The organism is Cutibacterium nasicola, from assembly GCF_052654715.2.
This window is the reverse complement of the sequence record NZ_CP199745.2, coordinates 183,495-199,420: the sequence shown is the minus strand read 5'-3', so window position 1 is coordinate 199,420 and position 15,926 is coordinate 183,495. Positions and strand designations below refer to the sequence as shown.

At 62.1% G+C, this 15,926-nt stretch carries 15 protein-coding genes and 1 pseudogene; 7 read left to right on the top strand and 9 right to left on the bottom strand.

Features of this window, described 5'->3' with window-relative positions:
• Positions 1–18: 18 nt before the first annotated feature.
• From ACUCCZ_RS00905 to ACUCCZ_RS00890, 4 genes are all read right to left on the bottom strand, one after another.
• A complete protein-coding gene (locus tag ACUCCZ_RS00905) occupies positions 19–984 on the bottom strand; it encodes a dihydrodipicolinate synthase family protein (protein ID WP_435918386.1) in 966 nt (321 codons plus the stop codon).
• Entirely contained in the window at positions 981–1,883 is a 903-nt protein-coding gene (locus ACUCCZ_RS00900; protein ID WP_435918387.1) for a DUF4862 family protein, read from the bottom strand. The genes ACUCCZ_RS00905 and ACUCCZ_RS00900 overlap by 4 nt, the downstream gene beginning before the upstream one ends.
• Before the next feature lie 62 nt (positions 1,884–1,945).
• Positions 1,946–3,430 carry an MFS transporter gene (locus ACUCCZ_RS00895; protein WP_435918388.1) on the bottom strand — a complete coding sequence of 495 codons (1,485 nt, stop codon included), beginning with the start codon at positions 3,428–3,430 and terminating at the stop codon, positions 1,946–1,948.
• Between the two features lie 130 nt (positions 3,431–3,560).
• Positions 3,561–4,091: a DUF3151 family protein gene (locus tag ACUCCZ_RS00890; RefSeq protein WP_435918389.1), complete on the bottom strand. Its 531-nt coding sequence runs from the start codon at positions 4,089–4,091 to the stop codon at positions 3,561–3,563.
• Between the two features lie 100 nt (positions 4,092–4,191).
• On the opposite strand from ACUCCZ_RS00890, the gene ACUCCZ_RS00885 reads away from it, so the two are divergent.
• The 4 genes and pseudogenes from ACUCCZ_RS00885 (at position 4,192) to ACUCCZ_RS00870 (ending at position 8,207) form a co-directional block, all read left to right on the top strand.
• Entirely contained in the window at positions 4,192–4,356 is a 165-nt protein-coding gene (locus ACUCCZ_RS00885) for a hypothetical protein (RefSeq protein WP_435918390.1), read from the top strand.
• Between the two features lie 132 nt (positions 4,357–4,488).
• Entirely contained in the window at positions 4,489–6,351 is a 1,863-nt protein-coding gene (typA, locus tag ACUCCZ_RS00880; protein ID WP_279186978.1) for a translational GTPase TypA, read from the top strand.
• Between the two features lie 176 nt (positions 6,352–6,527).
• Positions 6,528–6,965, top strand: a pseudogene (locus ACUCCZ_RS00875) (hypothetical protein); the annotation flags it as partial.
• Positions 6,966–7,853: 888 nt separating this feature from the next.
• Positions 7,854–8,207, top strand: a complete 354-nt coding sequence (locus tag ACUCCZ_RS00870) for a L,D-transpeptidase (protein ID WP_036976266.1) — start codon at positions 7,854–7,856, stop codon at positions 8,205–8,207.
• Between the two features lie 188 nt (positions 8,208–8,395).
• On the opposite strand, the gene ACUCCZ_RS00865 is transcribed toward ACUCCZ_RS00870, so the two are convergent.
• From ACUCCZ_RS00865 to ACUCCZ_RS00850, 4 genes are read right to left on the bottom strand one after another with little or no spacing between them, the layout of a single operon-like run.
• Entirely contained in the window at positions 8,396–8,758 is a 363-nt protein-coding gene (locus tag ACUCCZ_RS00865) for a biotin/lipoyl-containing protein (RefSeq protein WP_435918391.1), read from the bottom strand.
• Between the two features lie 15 nt (positions 8,759–8,773).
• Positions 8,774–9,016 carry a hypothetical protein gene (locus ACUCCZ_RS00860; protein WP_435918392.1) on the bottom strand — a complete coding sequence of 81 codons (243 nt, stop codon included), beginning with the start codon at positions 9,014–9,016 and terminating at the stop codon, positions 8,774–8,776.
• Between the two features lie 26 nt (positions 9,017–9,042).
• Positions 9,043–10,617, bottom strand: coding sequence for an acyl-CoA carboxylase subunit beta (locus tag ACUCCZ_RS00855; RefSeq protein WP_435918393.1), 1,575 nt, complete (start codon positions 10,615–10,617; stop codon positions 9,043–9,045).
• A 15-nt stretch (positions 10,618–10,632) separates the two neighbouring features.
• On the bottom strand, positions 10,633–12,126 hold the full coding sequence (locus ACUCCZ_RS00850) for a methylmalonyl-CoA carboxytransferase subunit 5S (RefSeq protein WP_435918394.1): 1,494 nt from the start codon (positions 12,124–12,126) through the stop codon (positions 10,633–10,635).
• 131 nt (positions 12,127–12,257) lie between these two features.
• Between ACUCCZ_RS00850 and ACUCCZ_RS00845 the strand changes: the two genes are divergently transcribed.
• From ACUCCZ_RS00845 to ACUCCZ_RS00835, 3 genes are all read left to right on the top strand, one after another.
• Positions 12,258–13,103: a sulfurtransferase gene (locus ACUCCZ_RS00845; protein ID WP_435918395.1), complete on the top strand. Its 846-nt coding sequence runs from the start codon at positions 12,258–12,260 to the stop codon at positions 13,101–13,103.
• A 182-nt stretch (positions 13,104–13,285) separates the two neighbouring features.
• Positions 13,286–14,329 (top strand): amidase domain-containing protein, encoded by a 1,044-nt coding sequence (locus ACUCCZ_RS00840; RefSeq protein WP_462981544.1) that lies wholly within the window; start codon positions 13,286–13,288, stop codon positions 14,327–14,329.
• Positions 14,330–14,398: 69 nt separating this feature from the next.
• Complete coding sequence (locus tag ACUCCZ_RS00835; protein WP_435918445.1) at positions 14,399–14,830, top strand: hypothetical protein; 432 nt, start codon at positions 14,399–14,401, stop codon at positions 14,828–14,830.
• 59 nt (positions 14,831–14,889) lie between these two features.
• Here ACUCCZ_RS00835 and fbaA read toward each other — a convergent pair whose 3' ends face one another.
• Positions 14,890–15,915, bottom strand: a complete 1,026-nt coding sequence (gene fbaA, locus ACUCCZ_RS00830; RefSeq protein ID WP_435918397.1) for a class II fructose-bisphosphate aldolase — start codon at positions 15,913–15,915, stop codon at positions 14,890–14,892.
• Positions 15,916–15,926: the final 11 nt, after the last annotated feature.

The window sequence follows — 15,926 nt, the reverse complement described above, 5'->3', positions numbered from 1 at the left end:
ATCGACTTCTCCCCATCATCACGCGAGCTGGCCGACGCGACGCAGCACCTCGGCGACCCTCTCGACATTTTCACCGACCAAGGTAGGCAGCGGGACGCACATGGTGTTGGCCTCAATGATGCCCAGCAGCTGCATGGCGGTCTTGAACGCCCCGACGCCGGCGGCAGGACCGACGACTCCCTGCGGGGCGAACGCGATCTCCATGAGCTCGGTGGCCTTGTCCTGTTCGGTGCGCACCATCTCCCAGTCGCCCTCGCGATAGGCCTTGTACATCTTCACGTAGTTGGTCGCGTCGACGTTCGCCAGACCCGGGACGACACCGTCGGCACCGGACATGAAAGCACCGTCGACGACAACCTCGTGCCCAGTGAACAAGGCCAGCGGAGACCCTGCGGCGCGGTTGGCCAGGGCCAGACGCCGGAAGGAGACGTCGTCGGCGGAGGAATCCTTGCACCCGGCAATGACCCCTTCGCGACCGAGCGTGATCATGAGGTCGACCGGCACCTTGACGTGCACGCACACCGGGATGTCGTAGACGAACAGCGGCAGCTGGGTGGCCTCATGCAGGGCCCGGAAGTGGTTCTCGATCTCGGTCGGACCGGTGATCGCGTAGAACGGCGCAGTGGCGACGGCGGCGTCAGCCCCGATCTCCTCGGCCTGACGAATGTGGCGGATGACGCGCAGGGTCTCGGTGTCGATGACGCCGGCGAGTAGGGGAACGCGGCCAGCGATGATTCGCTTGGCCTCGCTCAGCACTCGTCCGCGCATCTCGTCGTCGAAGAAGGCGACCTCGGAGGTGGAGCCGAGGACGAACAGGCCGTCAACCCCCTGCTCGATGAGGCGATTGATGAGCCTCTCGTAGGAGGCGACGTCGAGGTCACCGTCGGTCGTCAGCGGGGTGACGACGGGGGGAATGACTCCGTGGAACTTCGTGGTCATGGTGATGTCCTTCATGGTGTTCGAAATTGTTGTGGTGAGTGTCATGCCGGCGCCATGGCGTCGTGGATGTGGGTGATCATGGCCAGTCGCTGCTCGACGGTGGCATCGGCAGGGGTCTGGATCTTGATGCCCTGGTAGGACTGCAGGCCTCGGGCGGCAGCCAGGAACGATCCGACGCGGTCGGCGGTGAGCAGGCTGGTCGGCTCGTCGTCACGCAGTGGCAGATGGGCGTCTCCCCAGACCGGGCCGTACTGGGTGGCTTCCGGTCCAGCGCCGGAAACCATCGCTCCACCGAGCAGGTCGGCATCGGCAAGGCGGGCAGCCTGACGGGCCGGCAGATCTGGATCATGGGACTCAACCACGCTGCGTCCCCAGTTGATCGTCACATGGACGTCACTGCCAGACACGGCTGCGATCTCGTCATCGAGGCTGAGGAATTCCTTCTCCCCCGGGCCAACTCCGCCCGAAGCATCGCAGTGCTCAATGACGGGAGTGAGCTCGGCATCTGCGAAGAGGCTGGAAAGCTCCGCCAGGGAGACCTTGAGGGCGGTCGGCTCGGCGCGGTTGCTGGGTGCCGAATGAATCTCAACGAAACGGACAACACGGTGGCCAACCATCTCGTGCAGGGACAACGCGTCTTCGACGAGACCGTTCATCCAGGCGATCGCCCGCTGCCGACCCTCCTCATCGGGTGAGGCCAGCCCGAAGTCAGGATCGTTAGCCAGACGCCCCATCGTCCCCGGAATGGCCGTCACGACGCACTGGGTGAATCGGTTGCGCAACTGGTCCGCCAGCCAGCGCGGGTCAGCGTCGACACCATCACGATACGGGATCTCGATTCCGTCGACCCAGCCAGTCTGTGCAAGGGCGGAATAGAACTTCTCCTGCTCGACCCGAGTCCTTGGCATCGCGGCGTACCCGCCTACGACAAATGGAACCACCATGGCTACCTCCTTTGACCACGTCAACCACGAATCATTCAATGCTTCATACGAGGTTGTTGTCGTCACTGCACTTGAGCGATGAACTCGTCGTCGCCATCTTCGGGACGCACATGTTCCGGGGAGACCAGTACCTGAAGCTTGCGCGGGATGTTGAGTCCGATCGACAGAATGACGACCAAGGCGAAACCGACTGACAGAACTGCCAGGGCACCACCCAACGACCACTTCGCCGCGACAGACGCACCCATGACCGGGCCCACAGCACCACCGAGAGCACCGACGTTGTAGCAAAATCCGAGGCCGGCAGCGCGCTTTTCGACCGGAAAGTAGCTGGACACCCACTTGGGCAAAAGGCCGGAAATACCCTGTCCAAACATCTGGTTGAAGAAGAGCAACGCCGCGACGAGGACGACGTACTTTCCGCCCTGTAGGAAGAGCGGGAAAACGAGGGTCTGAGAAATGATCAAGCTGATTGCGTACCAACGACGCATTCCAAATCGGTCACCACCAAATCCGGCGATGATGTAACCACAGGCATTGCCCAGTCCGGCGAAGCTCACGACGTTGGCCACAGTGGTCGGGGCCATACCGACGCCCTTGAGGTAGGTCGGCAGCAGACCCTGGATAGGCCAAGTGTACATGAACGACGCAAAAATCGTCACCATGATGGCCACGCCGATCAGCCAGCGACTTCGATCGAACTGAACGACGAAGGCAATGAAGATCGCGCTGGTCACTATGCCGAGGACGGCAATGAGCCAGCCTGGGATACTCAGCTCCGAGAAGATCAGGAGCAGAAGAGCCGCTGCCGCCACACAACCGATGATGTTCGCCCAGCGGCAGGGGCCCTTGAACAGAATCGTGAGCATGTCTTCCTGGACGTTGTCGTGCTCCTGAGCCTCCTGCCAGTCGGTGGCCTCTGGAAGGGTGCGCCGCATGTACAGTGCGACGGCGATAGGAACGATGCCAGTCAGGAACAGCGCACGCCATCCCCAACCGGGATGCCACGACTCCACCCAGCCATTGAGGTACTTGTCGACCTGCGCGGCGAGGATGACGCCGAAGGCGAATCCAGACAGCAGGAATCCCGAAGCCTTGTTCCTCATGTGACGCGGCCAAGACTCGATGACGTACGTGGCACTCGACGAGTACTCACCTGCCATTGCGAATCCGATGACCAACCGACACAGGAACAAGAACCAGTAGCCGGGCGCCAGGGCCATCGCGATGGATCCGAGGGCAAACATGACGATCGACGTCACCATGGCCGGTTTACGGCCGAAGCGGTCGGCCATCGCACCGAGGATGAGTCCGCCCAGCCAGCGCGAGATGAACGCCGCGGACACCAGCGCCGCGCCTTGCACCAGGGTGAGGTCGAAAGCCTTGATGATCGCCGGGAGGGCGAACGAAATCAGAACAAAGTCATAGCCGTCCAGCAAGACACCAAGCCACGCGGCGAAGAAGGCCTTCCACTGCGTGCGGCTGAGGTACTGCCACCAGTGGCTTGGGCCATTGCCTGGTGCGTTGTGCACCTCGCAAGTACTCACAGTATTTCCTTTCGACACACACCTTTGTTGTGCACTGTGACCATACATAGGACATCGGACGTCCTACATCAAGGATGAATGTGGAAGATCCCCGTGTCAACCTCCTGACCTCATCCGGCCGGAGAATCCGTCACTCCTGGTGATCGTTCCCCTGATCACCGTCGGACTTGTCCTCATCCACCTCGACGTCCACAGCGCCGTCGGACGGAACCTCGTCGCCACGCAGCGCTCGCCAAGCCTCGTCACTCATCTCACGCAGCAGGGTGTCGGCGTCATCGGACTCATCGCCAAATCCCAGCCTCTCGGCCGCCATTGCGAGGGCATGAAGACAGCGGAACACCCCTTGGTTCGGCAGGTAGCCCCAGTCGACAGCGCCCTCGCCGTCCCAGCCGGCATCGCGCAGCTGTTCCAAACCGAGGTCACGCCCGGTACGGGCATAGGCATAGGCCGCGACATCGGCAGTGTCAGTGCCGCACAGCAGAGATCCCTCGGCCAGCAGGGCCCAGCACAACGTCGAGGACGGATGCTCCTTGATGACCGCCATGAACTCGCCGCGTCCCCGCTTGGCGAGTTTGCGAATGGCCGGGTCCGGCGGCAAGTGGACGCCGTGGTCCTGTTCCTCGATCTCTGTGGTCGGATCGGTGTTCTGCTCCTCAGCCATACTCCCAAGCCTAGGGCGAAACGCGCCGAGGCGCTCGCTCGGGCCGTCTGCAAGGGCATGTGACATAAACTTGTTCCAGCCAAATGAAAGGATCACCACCATGTGCCGACCCATCAGGTGTGACGTCTGTGGCAAGACGACGTGGGCCGGATGCGGCGAACACATCGACCAGGTCAAGACACAGGTGCCACCCGTCCAGTGGTGCGACGGCACTCACACCGCCGCCGAGAACTCAGCGATCCAGCCACCGCGTCGGCACTTCTGACAGTTGCGCCGACTCGCTCATTCGTAGCTCAACCCTGCCCTGACCTACACTTCACGGTGGAGCGTTTTCGCCCGCCGAAACCCCGCGGCCCCGTCGCGGTGTCCCCATCCTCGATCTGAACCGGAGTTCTGCATGCCCGTACGCAAGGATCTGCGCAACATCGCCATCGTGGCCCACGTCGACCACGGAAAGACCACGTTGGTCGACGCGATGCTGTGGCAGTCGGGAGCCTTCCGTGAGGGCGCCGAGGTCGAGAAGCGCGTCATGGACTCGATGGACCTCGAGCGCGAGAAGGGCATCACCATTCTCGCCAAGAACACCGCCGTCAAGCACGTCATGAGCGACGGCGAGGAGATCACCCTCAACATCATCGACACCCCTGGACACGCTGACTTCGGCGGCGAGGTCGAGCGTGGCCTCGAGATGGTCGACGGCGTCATCCTCCTCGTCGACGCCTCCGAGGGCCCCCTCCCCCAGACCCGCTTCGTGCTGCGCAAGGCCCTGGCCAAGAAGCTTCCGCTCATCCTCGTGCTCAACAAGGTCGATCGCCCCGACGCCCGCATCGACGAGGTCGTCGAGGAAACCTACGACCTGTTCATGGATCTTTCCGACGACGACGATGTCTCCCTGCTCGACGTCCCGGTCGTCTACGCCTCCGCAAAGGCCGGACGTGCCTGCCTCAGCAAGCCCGCCGACGGAGAGATGCCGGACTCCCCCGACCTGCAGCCTCTGTTCGACTGCATCCTCGAGAACATCCCGGCTCCCACCTATGAGGAGGGCGGGGTGCTGCGCGCCCACGTCACCAATCTCGACGCGTCCCCCTATCTCGGACGTCTGGCCCTGTGCCGCGTCGCATCCGGTGAGATCTCCAAGGGACAGACGGTGGCCTGGTGCAAGCGTGACGGCTCGGTCCAGAACGTCAAGCTCTCCGAGCTGCTCATGACCGAGGCCCTTGAGCGCGTCCCCGCCGAGAAGGCCGGCCCGGGCGACATCGTCGCCATCGCGGGCATCCCCGACATCACCATCGGTGAGACTCTCTCCGACCCCGACAACCCGGACCCGCTGCCCCTCATCCACGTTGACGAGCCGTCAATGTCGATGACGATCGGTATCAACACCTCTCCGCTGTCGGGTCGGTCCGGTGACAAGCTCACCGCGCGTCTCCTCAAGGCCCGCCTCGACCAGGAACTCATCGGCAACGTCTCCATCAAGGTGGCCGACACCGACCGACCGGACATGTGGGAGGTGCAGGGCCGCGGCGAGTTGCAGCTGGCCATCCTCGTCGAGCAGATGCGTCGTGAGGGATTCGAGCTCACCGTCGGCAAGCCCCAGGTCGTCACCAAGGCCATCGACGGCAAGCTGCACGAGCCCTTCGAGCGCGTCACCATCGACGCCCCCGAGGAGTTCATGGGCGCCGTCACCCAGATGATGGGCCTGCGCAAGGGCCAGATGGTGCACATGGTCAACCACGGCTCCGGCTGGGTGCGCATGGAGTTCGTCGTCCCGGCCCGCGGTCTCATCGGCTTCCGCACCGAGTTTCTGACCCAGACCCGCGGTCAGGGCATCATGAACCAGGTCTTCGAGGACTACCAGCCCTGGGTGGGCGAGTTGCGCACCCGTCAGAGCGGCTCGATGGTGGCCGACCGTCAGGGGGTCGTCACCTCCTATGCCCTGTTCAACCTGCAGGAGCGCGGCACGATGTTCGTCGCCCCCGGTGACGACACCTACGAGGGCATGGTCGTCGGCGAGAACTCCCGCCCCGACGACATGGACGTCAACCCCACCAAGGAGAAGCACCTCACCAACGTACGGTCCTCGACCGGTGATGAGCTGGAACGCCTCATCCCGGCCACCAGGCTTTCCATGGAGCAGCAGCTCGAATTCTGCCGTGAGGACGAGTGCCTCGAGGTCACCCCGGACGTCGTCCGCATCCGAAAGACGGAGCTGAACGCCCACGAGCGCGCCAAGACCCGCACCCGCGCGAAGAACAGTTGACGAGCACCTGGCCACATGTCAATGGCGCCACGGTTCCTGCTGACTCGGATGCTGCGGCGCCATCCCAGGGCGAAGATCCTGCCACAACTGCACCGGAGCTCACAGGAACCAAGTCGGAGTCATTGCAGAAATGGCGTACCATCTTGTCGTCCACATCCCCGAAAGGTGTTTGATCCATGCACTCCGCTCGCGCTGCCGGCCTGGCAGCCGCTCTGGCCATGTCCTTGCCCGTCGGGATCGTCGGTACTGCCAATGCGGAGCCCTCGACCCCGCCAACCGCCACGGATTCCCCTTCGCGGCCTGCGTCCACCGTCAACGCTCCTGAGGCTCCCGCTGCCCCAGCGACGACCCCCGCCGTTGTGGAGGGTTCCTCCGCCCCGGAGACCGCCCCCGCGACAACTGAGCCGGATACTCCGAGCCTTCCGGCCACCCCCAAGGTTTCCACCGAGTCGATTCCCTCGGCGAAGAACTCCGCGGCCACGAATCCGACCAAGATCGAGGAAACCGCCTGGATCTACGTCGCCACCGATCTGCGTACCGGAGCCGGCACGCAGTTCCGTTCCATGGGCAGGATCTCGGCGACCACCCGGGTCGTCATCCATGGCGAGGAGCGCAACGGCTGGGCCCCAATCCGCCACGGCGACACCAATGCCTGGATCCCCACCAGCGCTCTCACCACCGACCAGCCGCGAGCCCTGTGGACCTACATCTCCACCGACCTGCGCACCGGCGCATCGTCCAGCTTCCGCTCCATGGGACGGACGCGGGCTGCAAAGAAGATCGTCATCCGTGGCCCCGAGCGCAACGGCTGGGCCCCAGTTCTCTACGAGGGCAGCCAGGCATGGGTTCCCACCAACACCATGACGACGACCTACCCGCAGACCATGTGGGTGTACCTCTCCTCCGACCTTCGCACCGGTGCCTCCAGCTCCTTCCGCTCCATGGGACGCACGGCTTCCACCCATGCCCTCATCCGTCGTGGTCCGAACTACAACGGCTGGGCCCCAGTGCTGTACAGGAACACTCAGGGTTGGGTTCCTGCCAGCACGGTGACAACCTGGCATCCCCAGACTCAGTGGATCTACGTCGAGACCGAGCTACGCACTGGCGCCTCGACCTCCTTCCGTTCCATGGGACGTACCCATGCCACGACCGCCATGGTTCGCCGCGGCCCCAACCGCAACGGCTGGGCCCCGGTCTTCTACCAGGGCAAGCAGGGCTGGCTGCCGGGCAACACCGTCACCTCCACCCGTCCCCAGACCTTCTGGGTGAAGAAGGACCAGACGATGCGTACCGGCGCCTCGACCTCCTTCCGCTCGATGGGCACCGCTCGCCAGGGCACCCGCGTCGTGCGTCGTGGCCCGAACTACAACGGCTGGATGCCGGTCGTCTTCAACTCCATGCAGAGCTGGATCCCGGTCTCTGCGGTGTCTTCCAAACCCGTCTCGGCACCGGTGAGTCTTCCGATCAACAACTCGGGTGCTCGTCTTGACCGCCGCTGCATGACGGGAACCGTCATCTGCGCCTCCAAGAATCAGCGCAAGCTGTGGATGGTCCAGAATGGGCGCATCCTCATCACCTTGGACGCTCGTTACGGTCGTCCCAGCATGCCCACCCAGGAAGGCGTCAACACGATCTACTGGAAGGACAAGAACCACTTCTCGACCTCCTACGGATCCCCGATGCCATACTCAATGTTCTTCTACAAGGGCCAAGCCATCCACTACTCGTCGGGATTTGCCCGCGACGGCTGGAACGGTAGCTCGCATGGCTGCATCAACATCCGCAACATGTCGGGTCTGAAGTGGCTGTGGGATCACACCCCGACCGGACGCAAGATCATCGTCTTCAAGTGATCTGAATCACGTCCGGCCCGCCTCTTCAGGGGGCGGTCCGTTTCTCGTCACGGCCTGCAGCCATCGTTCCTGCGGGCGACGCGACTGGTGACGAACGGCCTCACGAGCTCAGTCGCAGGACACCCGTGGCACATGGCAGTGGCGCCGCACCCGAAGGTGCGGCGCCACTGCGGTCTGCGTGCCGGGGATCAGCCCAGAGCCACCAGGCCCTGGCCACCCTGGACGGCGTCACCGACGGCGACCAAGATGCCCTTGACGGTTCCATCCGCCGGGGCGTTGATCTCGGTCTCCATCTTCATGGCCTCGAGGGTCATGAGCACCTGACCAGCCTTGACGGCGTCACCCTCGGCCACGAGGATCTTGGCAACGGTGCCGGCCAACGGGGCGGGAACCTCGCCCTCGCCAGCCTTACCGGCGCCACCACCAGACGCCTTCATCGGGCCGCCGGAGCCGCCACCGAAAAGGATCGGCGCCATCGGCGCGTTGGGGGTCTTGTCAACGTCAACGTCCACGTCATATGCGACGTCATTGACGGTCACCTTGAGCTTCATGTCAGTTTCTCCAGGTCAACGAATCGAATGGTTCTGCTGAGACCTGCGTCCCTGACGGACCCAGGTCTCACTCGGGGCGAAACGGACGGCCTGAACCTTTCCGTCGTTGCCCAGGTAAGCCGAAACGGCGGCGCAGATGACGGTAAGCACGTCCTCAGGAACGTCCTTGCTGGTCTTCTTGAGCCGGGAAACCTCGGCCTCCAGCGCCGCGAGTCGCTTGTTCAGCGTCTCGATGACGAGTTCATTGTTCTCACTCATCTTGTCCTCCCATCAGCCTTCTTCACTCAGCACGGCATGACGCCGTGCTTCTTGGCCGGACGGGACTGGCGCTTGGTGGCGTAGGTCTCCAGTGCGGCGGTGATCTTGCGACGAGTGTCGGCGGGATCGATCACGTCATCAACCTGTCCACGGGCGGCAGCCACGTAAGGCGTGTTGAAGGCGTTGCGGTACTCCTCGATCTTGGCAGCGCGAGTGGCTGCGGGATCCTCAGAGTTCTTGATCTCACGACGGAAGATGACGTTGGCGGCGCCATCGGCACCCATCACCGCGATCTCCGCACTCGGCCAGGCGTAGACGGCGTCGGCACCCAGGTCACGGTTGCACATGGCCAGGTAGGAGCCGCCGTATGCCTTGCGCAGCACCACGGTGATCTTCGGGACGGTGGCCTCGGAATAGGCGTACAGCATCTTCGCGCCGTGGCGGATGATGCCGCCGTACTCCTGCTGGACACCAGGCAGGAAGCCAGGAACGTCAACCAACTGCACCAACGGGATGTTGAAGGAGTCGCAGAAGGTGATGAACTCGGCAGCCTTGTCGGAGGCGTCAATGTCGAGGCAGCCCGACATGACCTTCGGCTGGTTGGCCACGATGCCGACGGTACGACCGTTGACTCGGGCGAAGGCGGTGACGATGTTGGTCGCCCAGCCAGCCTTGACCTCGAGGTAGTCGCCCCAGTCGACGATCTTGGAGATGACGTCACGGACGTCGTAGCCCTTCTTGCCATCCAACGGGACGATCTCGCGCAGTTCAGGCTGCGGGGAGACGTCGTTGTTGGGGCTGGTGATCTGGGCGTCCTCGGTGTTGTTCTGCGGCAGGAAGCTCAGCAACTTCTGTGCGATGAGCACCGCGGCGTCGTCGTCCTCGGCCACGAAATGGATGTTGCCCGAGGTGGACATGTGCGCATCGGCGCCACCCAGGTCGTCAGCGGTGACCTCCTCACCGGTGACCGACTTGATGACTCCAGGGCCCGTGATGAACATGTGGGCCTTCTTCGTCATGATGATGAAGTCGGTCAGAGCCGGGGAATAGGAGGCACCACCGGCGCAGGGGCCAGCGATGATGGCGATCTGTGGCACGACGCCCGACAGCTTGACGTTCGCGTAGAACATCTTGCCGTACCCGGACAGAGAGTCGATGCCCTCCTGGATTCGGGCGCCGCCCGAGTCGTAGAAGAACAGGAACGGGGTGCCGGTGAGCAGAGACTGCTCCATGGTCTCGACGACCTTGGTCGACTGGGTCTCGCCGGCAGAACCACCCATGACGGTGAAGTCCTGGGAGGCGACGTGCACCGGGCGACCATGAATGGTCGCACGACCGGTGACGACACCGTCGGCGGGAACCTCGGCCTTGTCCATGCCGAAGAGGGTGGTGCGATGCTCACGGAAGGCACCGACCTCGTCGAAGGAGTAGGCGTCAACGAGGTTGTCGATGCGCTCACGGGCAGTCTGCTTGCCCTTCTCACGCTGCTTCTCGAGTCGAGCCTCGCCGCCACCCAGCTCCATCTTGTGGCGCTGGTCAGCAAGCTGCTCGATTCGGCCGGCCATCGTGTCGGCCAGCTTGATTGGTTTCTTCTCAGCCATAGTTGGCGATCATCCTCACGCAGGCTCGACGGTCACCTGGTGGCTGTTGCCACCGACCGTCACGTTGTAGTTGACCGGTCCGGCGATACCAGCAGCGCCGGTGCCTTCCTTCTCGGCCTTCAGCTGTGCCTCGGTCATCGCGACGCTCTTCGGGCCCTCCGGGCGCTCCTTGAAGAACTTCGGGGCAACTCCCGGGAACAGGGCGTTGGTGAGGACGTCCTCGTCGGTGCCGTCGAAGCCCTCGAGGCCCTTGGCCTGCTCAACCAGATCATCCCACTCGGGCTCGAGCAGGTCAGCGGGACGGCAGTCGATCGGCTCCTTGCCGGTCTGCTTCTTGGCCATCTCGACGATGTCGGGGTTGAGCTCACCAATCGGCTTGCCGTAGTAGCCGAGCATGAGGTCGGCGAACTCAGCGGTGAGGTTCTTGTACTCGCCATTGCCCATGAGGACGTTGAACACGGCCTGGGTTCCGACGATCTGGGACGACGGGGTGACCAGCGGCGGGAAGCCGGCATCCTTGCGGACGCGCGGCACCTCCTTCATGACCTCGTCCATGCGATGGCCAGCGCCCTGAGCCTCGAGCTGGGACTCCATGTTGGAGAGCATCCCGCCGGGGATCTGGGACTGGAAGATGTTGGTGTTGACCAGCGTCTTCGACTCGAACTTCTTGTACTTCGGACGAACCGTCTTGAAGTGGTCACGGATCTTGAGGAGGCGATCCATGTCGAGGCCAGTGGTGTACTCGGTGCCCTCGAGCATCTCGACGAGGGACTCGGTCGGGTTGTGGCCCGGCCCCAGCGACATCGAGGAGATGGCAGTGTCGACGACGTCGACGCCAGCCTCGATGGCCTTCTGCAGGGTGACCAGGGTGACACCCGTGGTGGAGTGGCAGTGCAGGTTGATCTGCACGTCGGGGTGGTTCTCCTTGATGCCCTTGATGATGTCAAAGGCGGGCTGCGGCTTGAGGAGGGCCGCCATGTCCTTGAAGGCGATCGAATCGGCACCCATGTCGATCAGGCGATCGGCCTGCTTGATGAAGCTCTCCGGGGTGTGAATCGGGGAGGTGGTGTAGCAGATGGTGCCCTGAGCATGTTTGCCGGTCTTCTTGACGGCAGCCATCGCATGCTCGAGGTTACGCGGGTCGTTCAGTGCGTCGAAGACACGGAACACATCCATGCCGTTCTCGGCCGACTTCTCGACGAACTTGTCGACGACCTCATCGTTGTAGTGACGGTAGCCCAGGAGGTTCTGGCCACGCAGCAGCATCTGCAGCCGTGAATTCGGCAGCAGCTTGCGGAAGGTGCGCAGACGCTCCCACGGGTCTTCGTTGAGGAATCGGATACAGGAATCGAAGGTAGCTCCACCCCAGCACTCAACGGACCAGAAACCTGCCGCATCAATGTCGGCACAGGCATCAACCATGTCCTCCATGGCCATGCGGGTGGCAAGCAGGCTCTGATGCGCGTCGCGGAGCACGAGCTCGGTAACGCCAATCTTTCGCGGACTCATGGCTCCATGATTCCACTTGCCGAGAGCGTTTGGGACAGGTGGGCCCCTTTTTCACACTTGAACTGTGTTCAACTGATCAATTGCCCGTTGAGGATATCTCTGGGTGGAATCGTCGGTGACATGATGCAACTATGGCTGAGACCTTGTGCCCCACTCCCATGGTCCATCCGCAGGCCCTCATGGAACTACTCGAGAGCTCTGACGCCGTCCGCATCGTCATCGTCGACGTGTCCCCTTGCCGCCCTGGCGTGCCGCATGTCCCTGGAGCCCTTCCCTTCGATCTCGACGGCCCCATGAGCGACCAGTCGACCGGACTTCCCCACACGATGCCATCGGTGCCCCAGTTCCAGGCACGACTGCGCGAGCTGGGCGTCAATAATGACTCCCACGTCATCGTCACCGAGGACGACTTCCTTTTCGCATCCGCCCGGCCGTGGTGGATGATGCACGCCTGTGGCTTCGACAATGTGTCGATCCTGGAGGGTGGAAATGCCGGCTGGGTGGCCGCTGGCGGACACCTGACGACTGACATCACCCCGACGTCGGAGCCTGGCAATGTCACCCTGACTGCGATTCCTGGCGCCATCGTCGACCAAGAAGAGGTACTGCGCATCATTGCCGCCGCGGATGACCCGAACGCTCCTCGCATCGTCGATGCCCGCTCCGCCGAGCGGTTTGCGGGCAAAGTCGCGGAACCCCGCATCGGGCTGCGTGCCGGTCACATGCCGACGGCAACGAACTTGCCTTACACCCAGGTCATCGACGACGGCCGGATTCGCCCCGTTGAGGAGTTGCAACAGCTGGTCAACGATGCCGCGGGCGATCGTCCCATCGTCGCGACGTGCGGCTCCGGTGTGACAGCTTGCGTCATCGCGCTGGCCGCAACCCTGGCCGGACGCAAGGACGTCGGCATCTACGACGGCTCGTGGAGCGAGTGGGCGCGGCCCGGAGACACCCCGGTCGTCACCGAGGAGTGAGTCACCGCCACGGTCGCTTCGGGCACCACCCGACATCTCATCAGGCTGGAAAGTGTGATCGCACCCCCAAATCCTCATATCAATAGCATCGCGCAGTACCCGGCACTTAGCGCATGTTAATCTCTCCTTGCATACTACCAATATCCATCATGGGGATACACTTCGACCCCAGGGGAGAAACAGTGACCATCCACAGAAGAACCTTCCTCGCCCTAACGGCCGCCACCTCAATTGATACTTCAGCCATTCGAGGGTGCGTAGGAGCTATCGATCGTCTCGCCAGAGATGTGCCACTCGGAACTGAGGCAAGACAGTCACTTAACGACTATGCATCCATCCAAACATCGATTGGCACTGAGGCACCGGATATTCTGGGACAACTCCTAGGACTCAACGAAGTCGTTCTTACAGGAAGCCAGGATACTTCCACCCACCAAGGTCGTTTCCAAATAGTCACACTCACTCTCCGGTACGCCATCGACGACAATCACACCTGGGCCGAGACTATTCCCGTCATCCTGGCGCTCCAGGGATCTCATATCCAAAACATCATCATCCCCTCAGCCGATGACATCGGCACATTGCCAGAGCCTCTTCGCCAAGCGATCCTTGCACCACAAAAAGACATTCACCGCGGCGAACTCCCCGATCCAGCACCGTCAACTGCCGAACTTTACGAGATGGAGGCGCGAACCAATCCGGAGCTAAGCGAGAGATCAGCCGGCAAATCAGGCCGTTTCAAAGCAGCCGCATACGCCAACAAATACTGGTCGCACTACAACGGCGCCTATCGCCGCTTTGATGGCTCGGGACGGGGAGGAGACTGCACGAACTTCGTCTCTCAATGCATGGAGGCATCTGGTTGGGGATACACCGGGAACCTAGTATGGAAGAATACAGACAGATCATGGTTCTACCTCAAATGGCCTCAGTACACCTCAGCATCATGGGTCAACGTCGGAAAATTCCGATCATTTGCGCTAGCGAATAAACGCACTAGGCTCGCATCGCACTACTACGACATGTGGCACGGAAACGTCGTTCAATATGGATACAATAGTGCGTGCTATCATAGCATGATCGTCACAGGAAGAAGCGGAAAACAGCCGCTCCTAACCTATCACAGCACCAACACCCACAACATACCATTCTTTGCGCTTCAAAAGAGAGTTAATTCAGCTGGAAAAAGAAGCACCTGGGACGGACAACATGGACACTTCACTTGACATGAATTCAGCTACCGCCCGGAGAGATCAATGAACATCAAAGCTGTTCTAACGTATCTGATATGTGCCATCGTGGCCGCTGCTGCCGGGATTGGAGGCACGCTTCTGGTGCAGCATCATGATGACGAACTTCAGCCAAGTGACGTCGCCATAGCGGCCTACTTCGCCGAGGCCATATCAACCCCTGACACTATTGACAACGACCGCGTTCAGGACCTCGTCGCACCCAATACCGGCTGGGATGGTCATTCCAAGAAAGCCGAAGAGTGGGGCCAAGCTATTTTCAAGGCCTACCACGATGACAAAGCCGCGCCAAACGAAGGAATACTCATTTCCGAGGGGCCTCTTCCAACACGATCAGCGGACATCTATTCACGTTCGACAGCAGAACCAATCATGACCGTCATCATGACCTCCGTTGATGGAAAGTGGCTCGTCGACTGGAACGCAACAGTGCGGGCCAACGACACTCCACCTCCACCACTGCCATCGCACCGATGACCGCAAGAATCCCGGCCATTCCTCACCATAGGACTGGCCGGGATTCTGCACAGGCATACTCAGGCGTTGACCGAGGTGCCCTTCGAGCCAAGACGCTCACAGGCCTCGATGACGCGGGCAGCCATGCCAGCCTCGGCCTTCTTACCCCACGAACGCGGGTCGTACATCTTCTTGTTGCCGACCTCGCCGTCGATCTTCAGCATGCCATTGTAGTTGGAGAACATGTGATCGACGACCGGCCGGGAGAAGGCGTACTGAGTGTCGGTGTCGACGTTCATCTTGACGACGCCGTAAGACACCGCGTCGGCGATCTCCTGGGCGGTGGAGCCGGAGCCGCCGTGGAAGACGAGGTCGAACGGCTTGTCCTTGCCGTACTTCTTGCCGCACTCGTCCTGGATCTCCTTGAGGATCTCCGGACGCAGCTTGACGAAGCCGGGTTTGTAGGCGCCATGGACGTTACCGAAGGTGAGGGCCGTGATGTAGCGGCCCTTCTCGCCCAGTCCGAGGACCTCGAGGGTACGCATACCGTCGGCGACGGTGGTGTACAGCTTCTCGTTGATCTCGCCGGTGACGCCGTCCTCCTCGCCACCAACAGCGCCAACCTCGATCTCGAGGATCAGCTTGGCCTTCGAGGTGCGCGAGAGCAGCTCCTCGGCGATCTGCAGGTTCTCCTCGACCTCGATGGCCGAGCCGTCCCACATGTGGGAGTTGAACAGCGGGTCCTGGCCCTTGTCGACGCGCTGCTGCGAGATGGCGATGAGCGGGTTGACGTACTTGTCCAGCTTCTCCTTCTGGCAGTGATCGGTGTGCAGGGCCACGTTGATGGGGTACTTCTTGGCGACAACGTGGGCGTACTCGGCGAGAGCAACCGCACCGGTCACCATGTCCTTCACCGTCTGACCGGAAGCGTATTCGGCGCCACCAGTGGAGATCTGGATGATGCCGTCAGAACCGGCCTCGGTGAAGCCCTGAAGGGCGGCGTTGAGGGTCTGGGAGGAGGTCACGTTGATGGCCGGGTACGCGAAGCCCTTCTTCTTCGCGCGATCGATCATCTCGCCGTAGACCTCGGGTGTTGCGATAGGCATATTGCGCCTTC

What these genes read in the sequence shown, in the direction of transcription:
- ACUCCZ_RS00905 (WP_435918386.1), bottom strand. Translation starts at nt 984, where the DNA reads ATGACACTCACCACAACAATTTCGAACACCATGAAGGACATCACCATG.
- ACUCCZ_RS00900 (WP_435918387.1), bottom strand. Translation starts at nt 1,883, where the DNA reads ATGGTGGTTCCATTTGTCGTAGGCGGGTACGCCGCGATGCCAAGGACT.
- ACUCCZ_RS00890 (WP_435918389.1), bottom strand. Translation starts at nt 4,091, where the DNA reads ATGGCTGAGGAGCAGAACACCGATCCGACCACAGAGATCGAGGAACAG.
- ACUCCZ_RS00885 (WP_435918390.1), top strand. Translation starts at nt 4,192, where the DNA reads ATGTGCCGACCCATCAGGTGTGACGTCTGTGGCAAGACGACGTGGGCC.
- typA (WP_279186978.1), top strand. Translation starts at nt 4,489, where the DNA reads ATGCCCGTACGCAAGGATCTGCGCAACATCGCCATCGTGGCCCACGTC.
- ACUCCZ_RS00870 (WP_036976266.1), top strand. Translation starts at nt 7,854, where the DNA reads ATGACGGGAACCGTCATCTGCGCCTCCAAGAATCAGCGCAAGCTGTGG.
- ACUCCZ_RS00865 (WP_435918391.1), bottom strand. Translation starts at nt 8,758, where the DNA reads ATGAAGCTCAAGGTGACCGTCAATGACGTCGCATATGACGTGGACGTT.
- ACUCCZ_RS00860 (WP_435918392.1), bottom strand. Translation starts at nt 9,016, where the DNA reads ATGAGTGAGAACAATGAACTCGTCATCGAGACGCTGAACAAGCGACTC.
- ACUCCZ_RS00855 (WP_435918393.1), bottom strand. Translation starts at nt 10,617, where the DNA reads ATGGCTGAGAAGAAACCAATCAAGCTGGCCGACACGATGGCCGGCCGA.
- ACUCCZ_RS00850 (WP_435918394.1), bottom strand. Translation starts at nt 12,126, where the DNA reads ATGAGTCCGCGAAAGATTGGCGTTACCGAGCTCGTGCTCCGCGACGCG.
- ACUCCZ_RS00845 (WP_435918395.1), top strand. Translation starts at nt 12,258, where the DNA reads ATGGCTGAGACCTTGTGCCCCACTCCCATGGTCCATCCGCAGGCCCTC.
- fbaA (WP_435918397.1), bottom strand. Translation starts at nt 15,915, where the DNA reads ATGCCTATCGCAACACCCGAGGTCTACGGCGAGATGATCGATCGCGCG.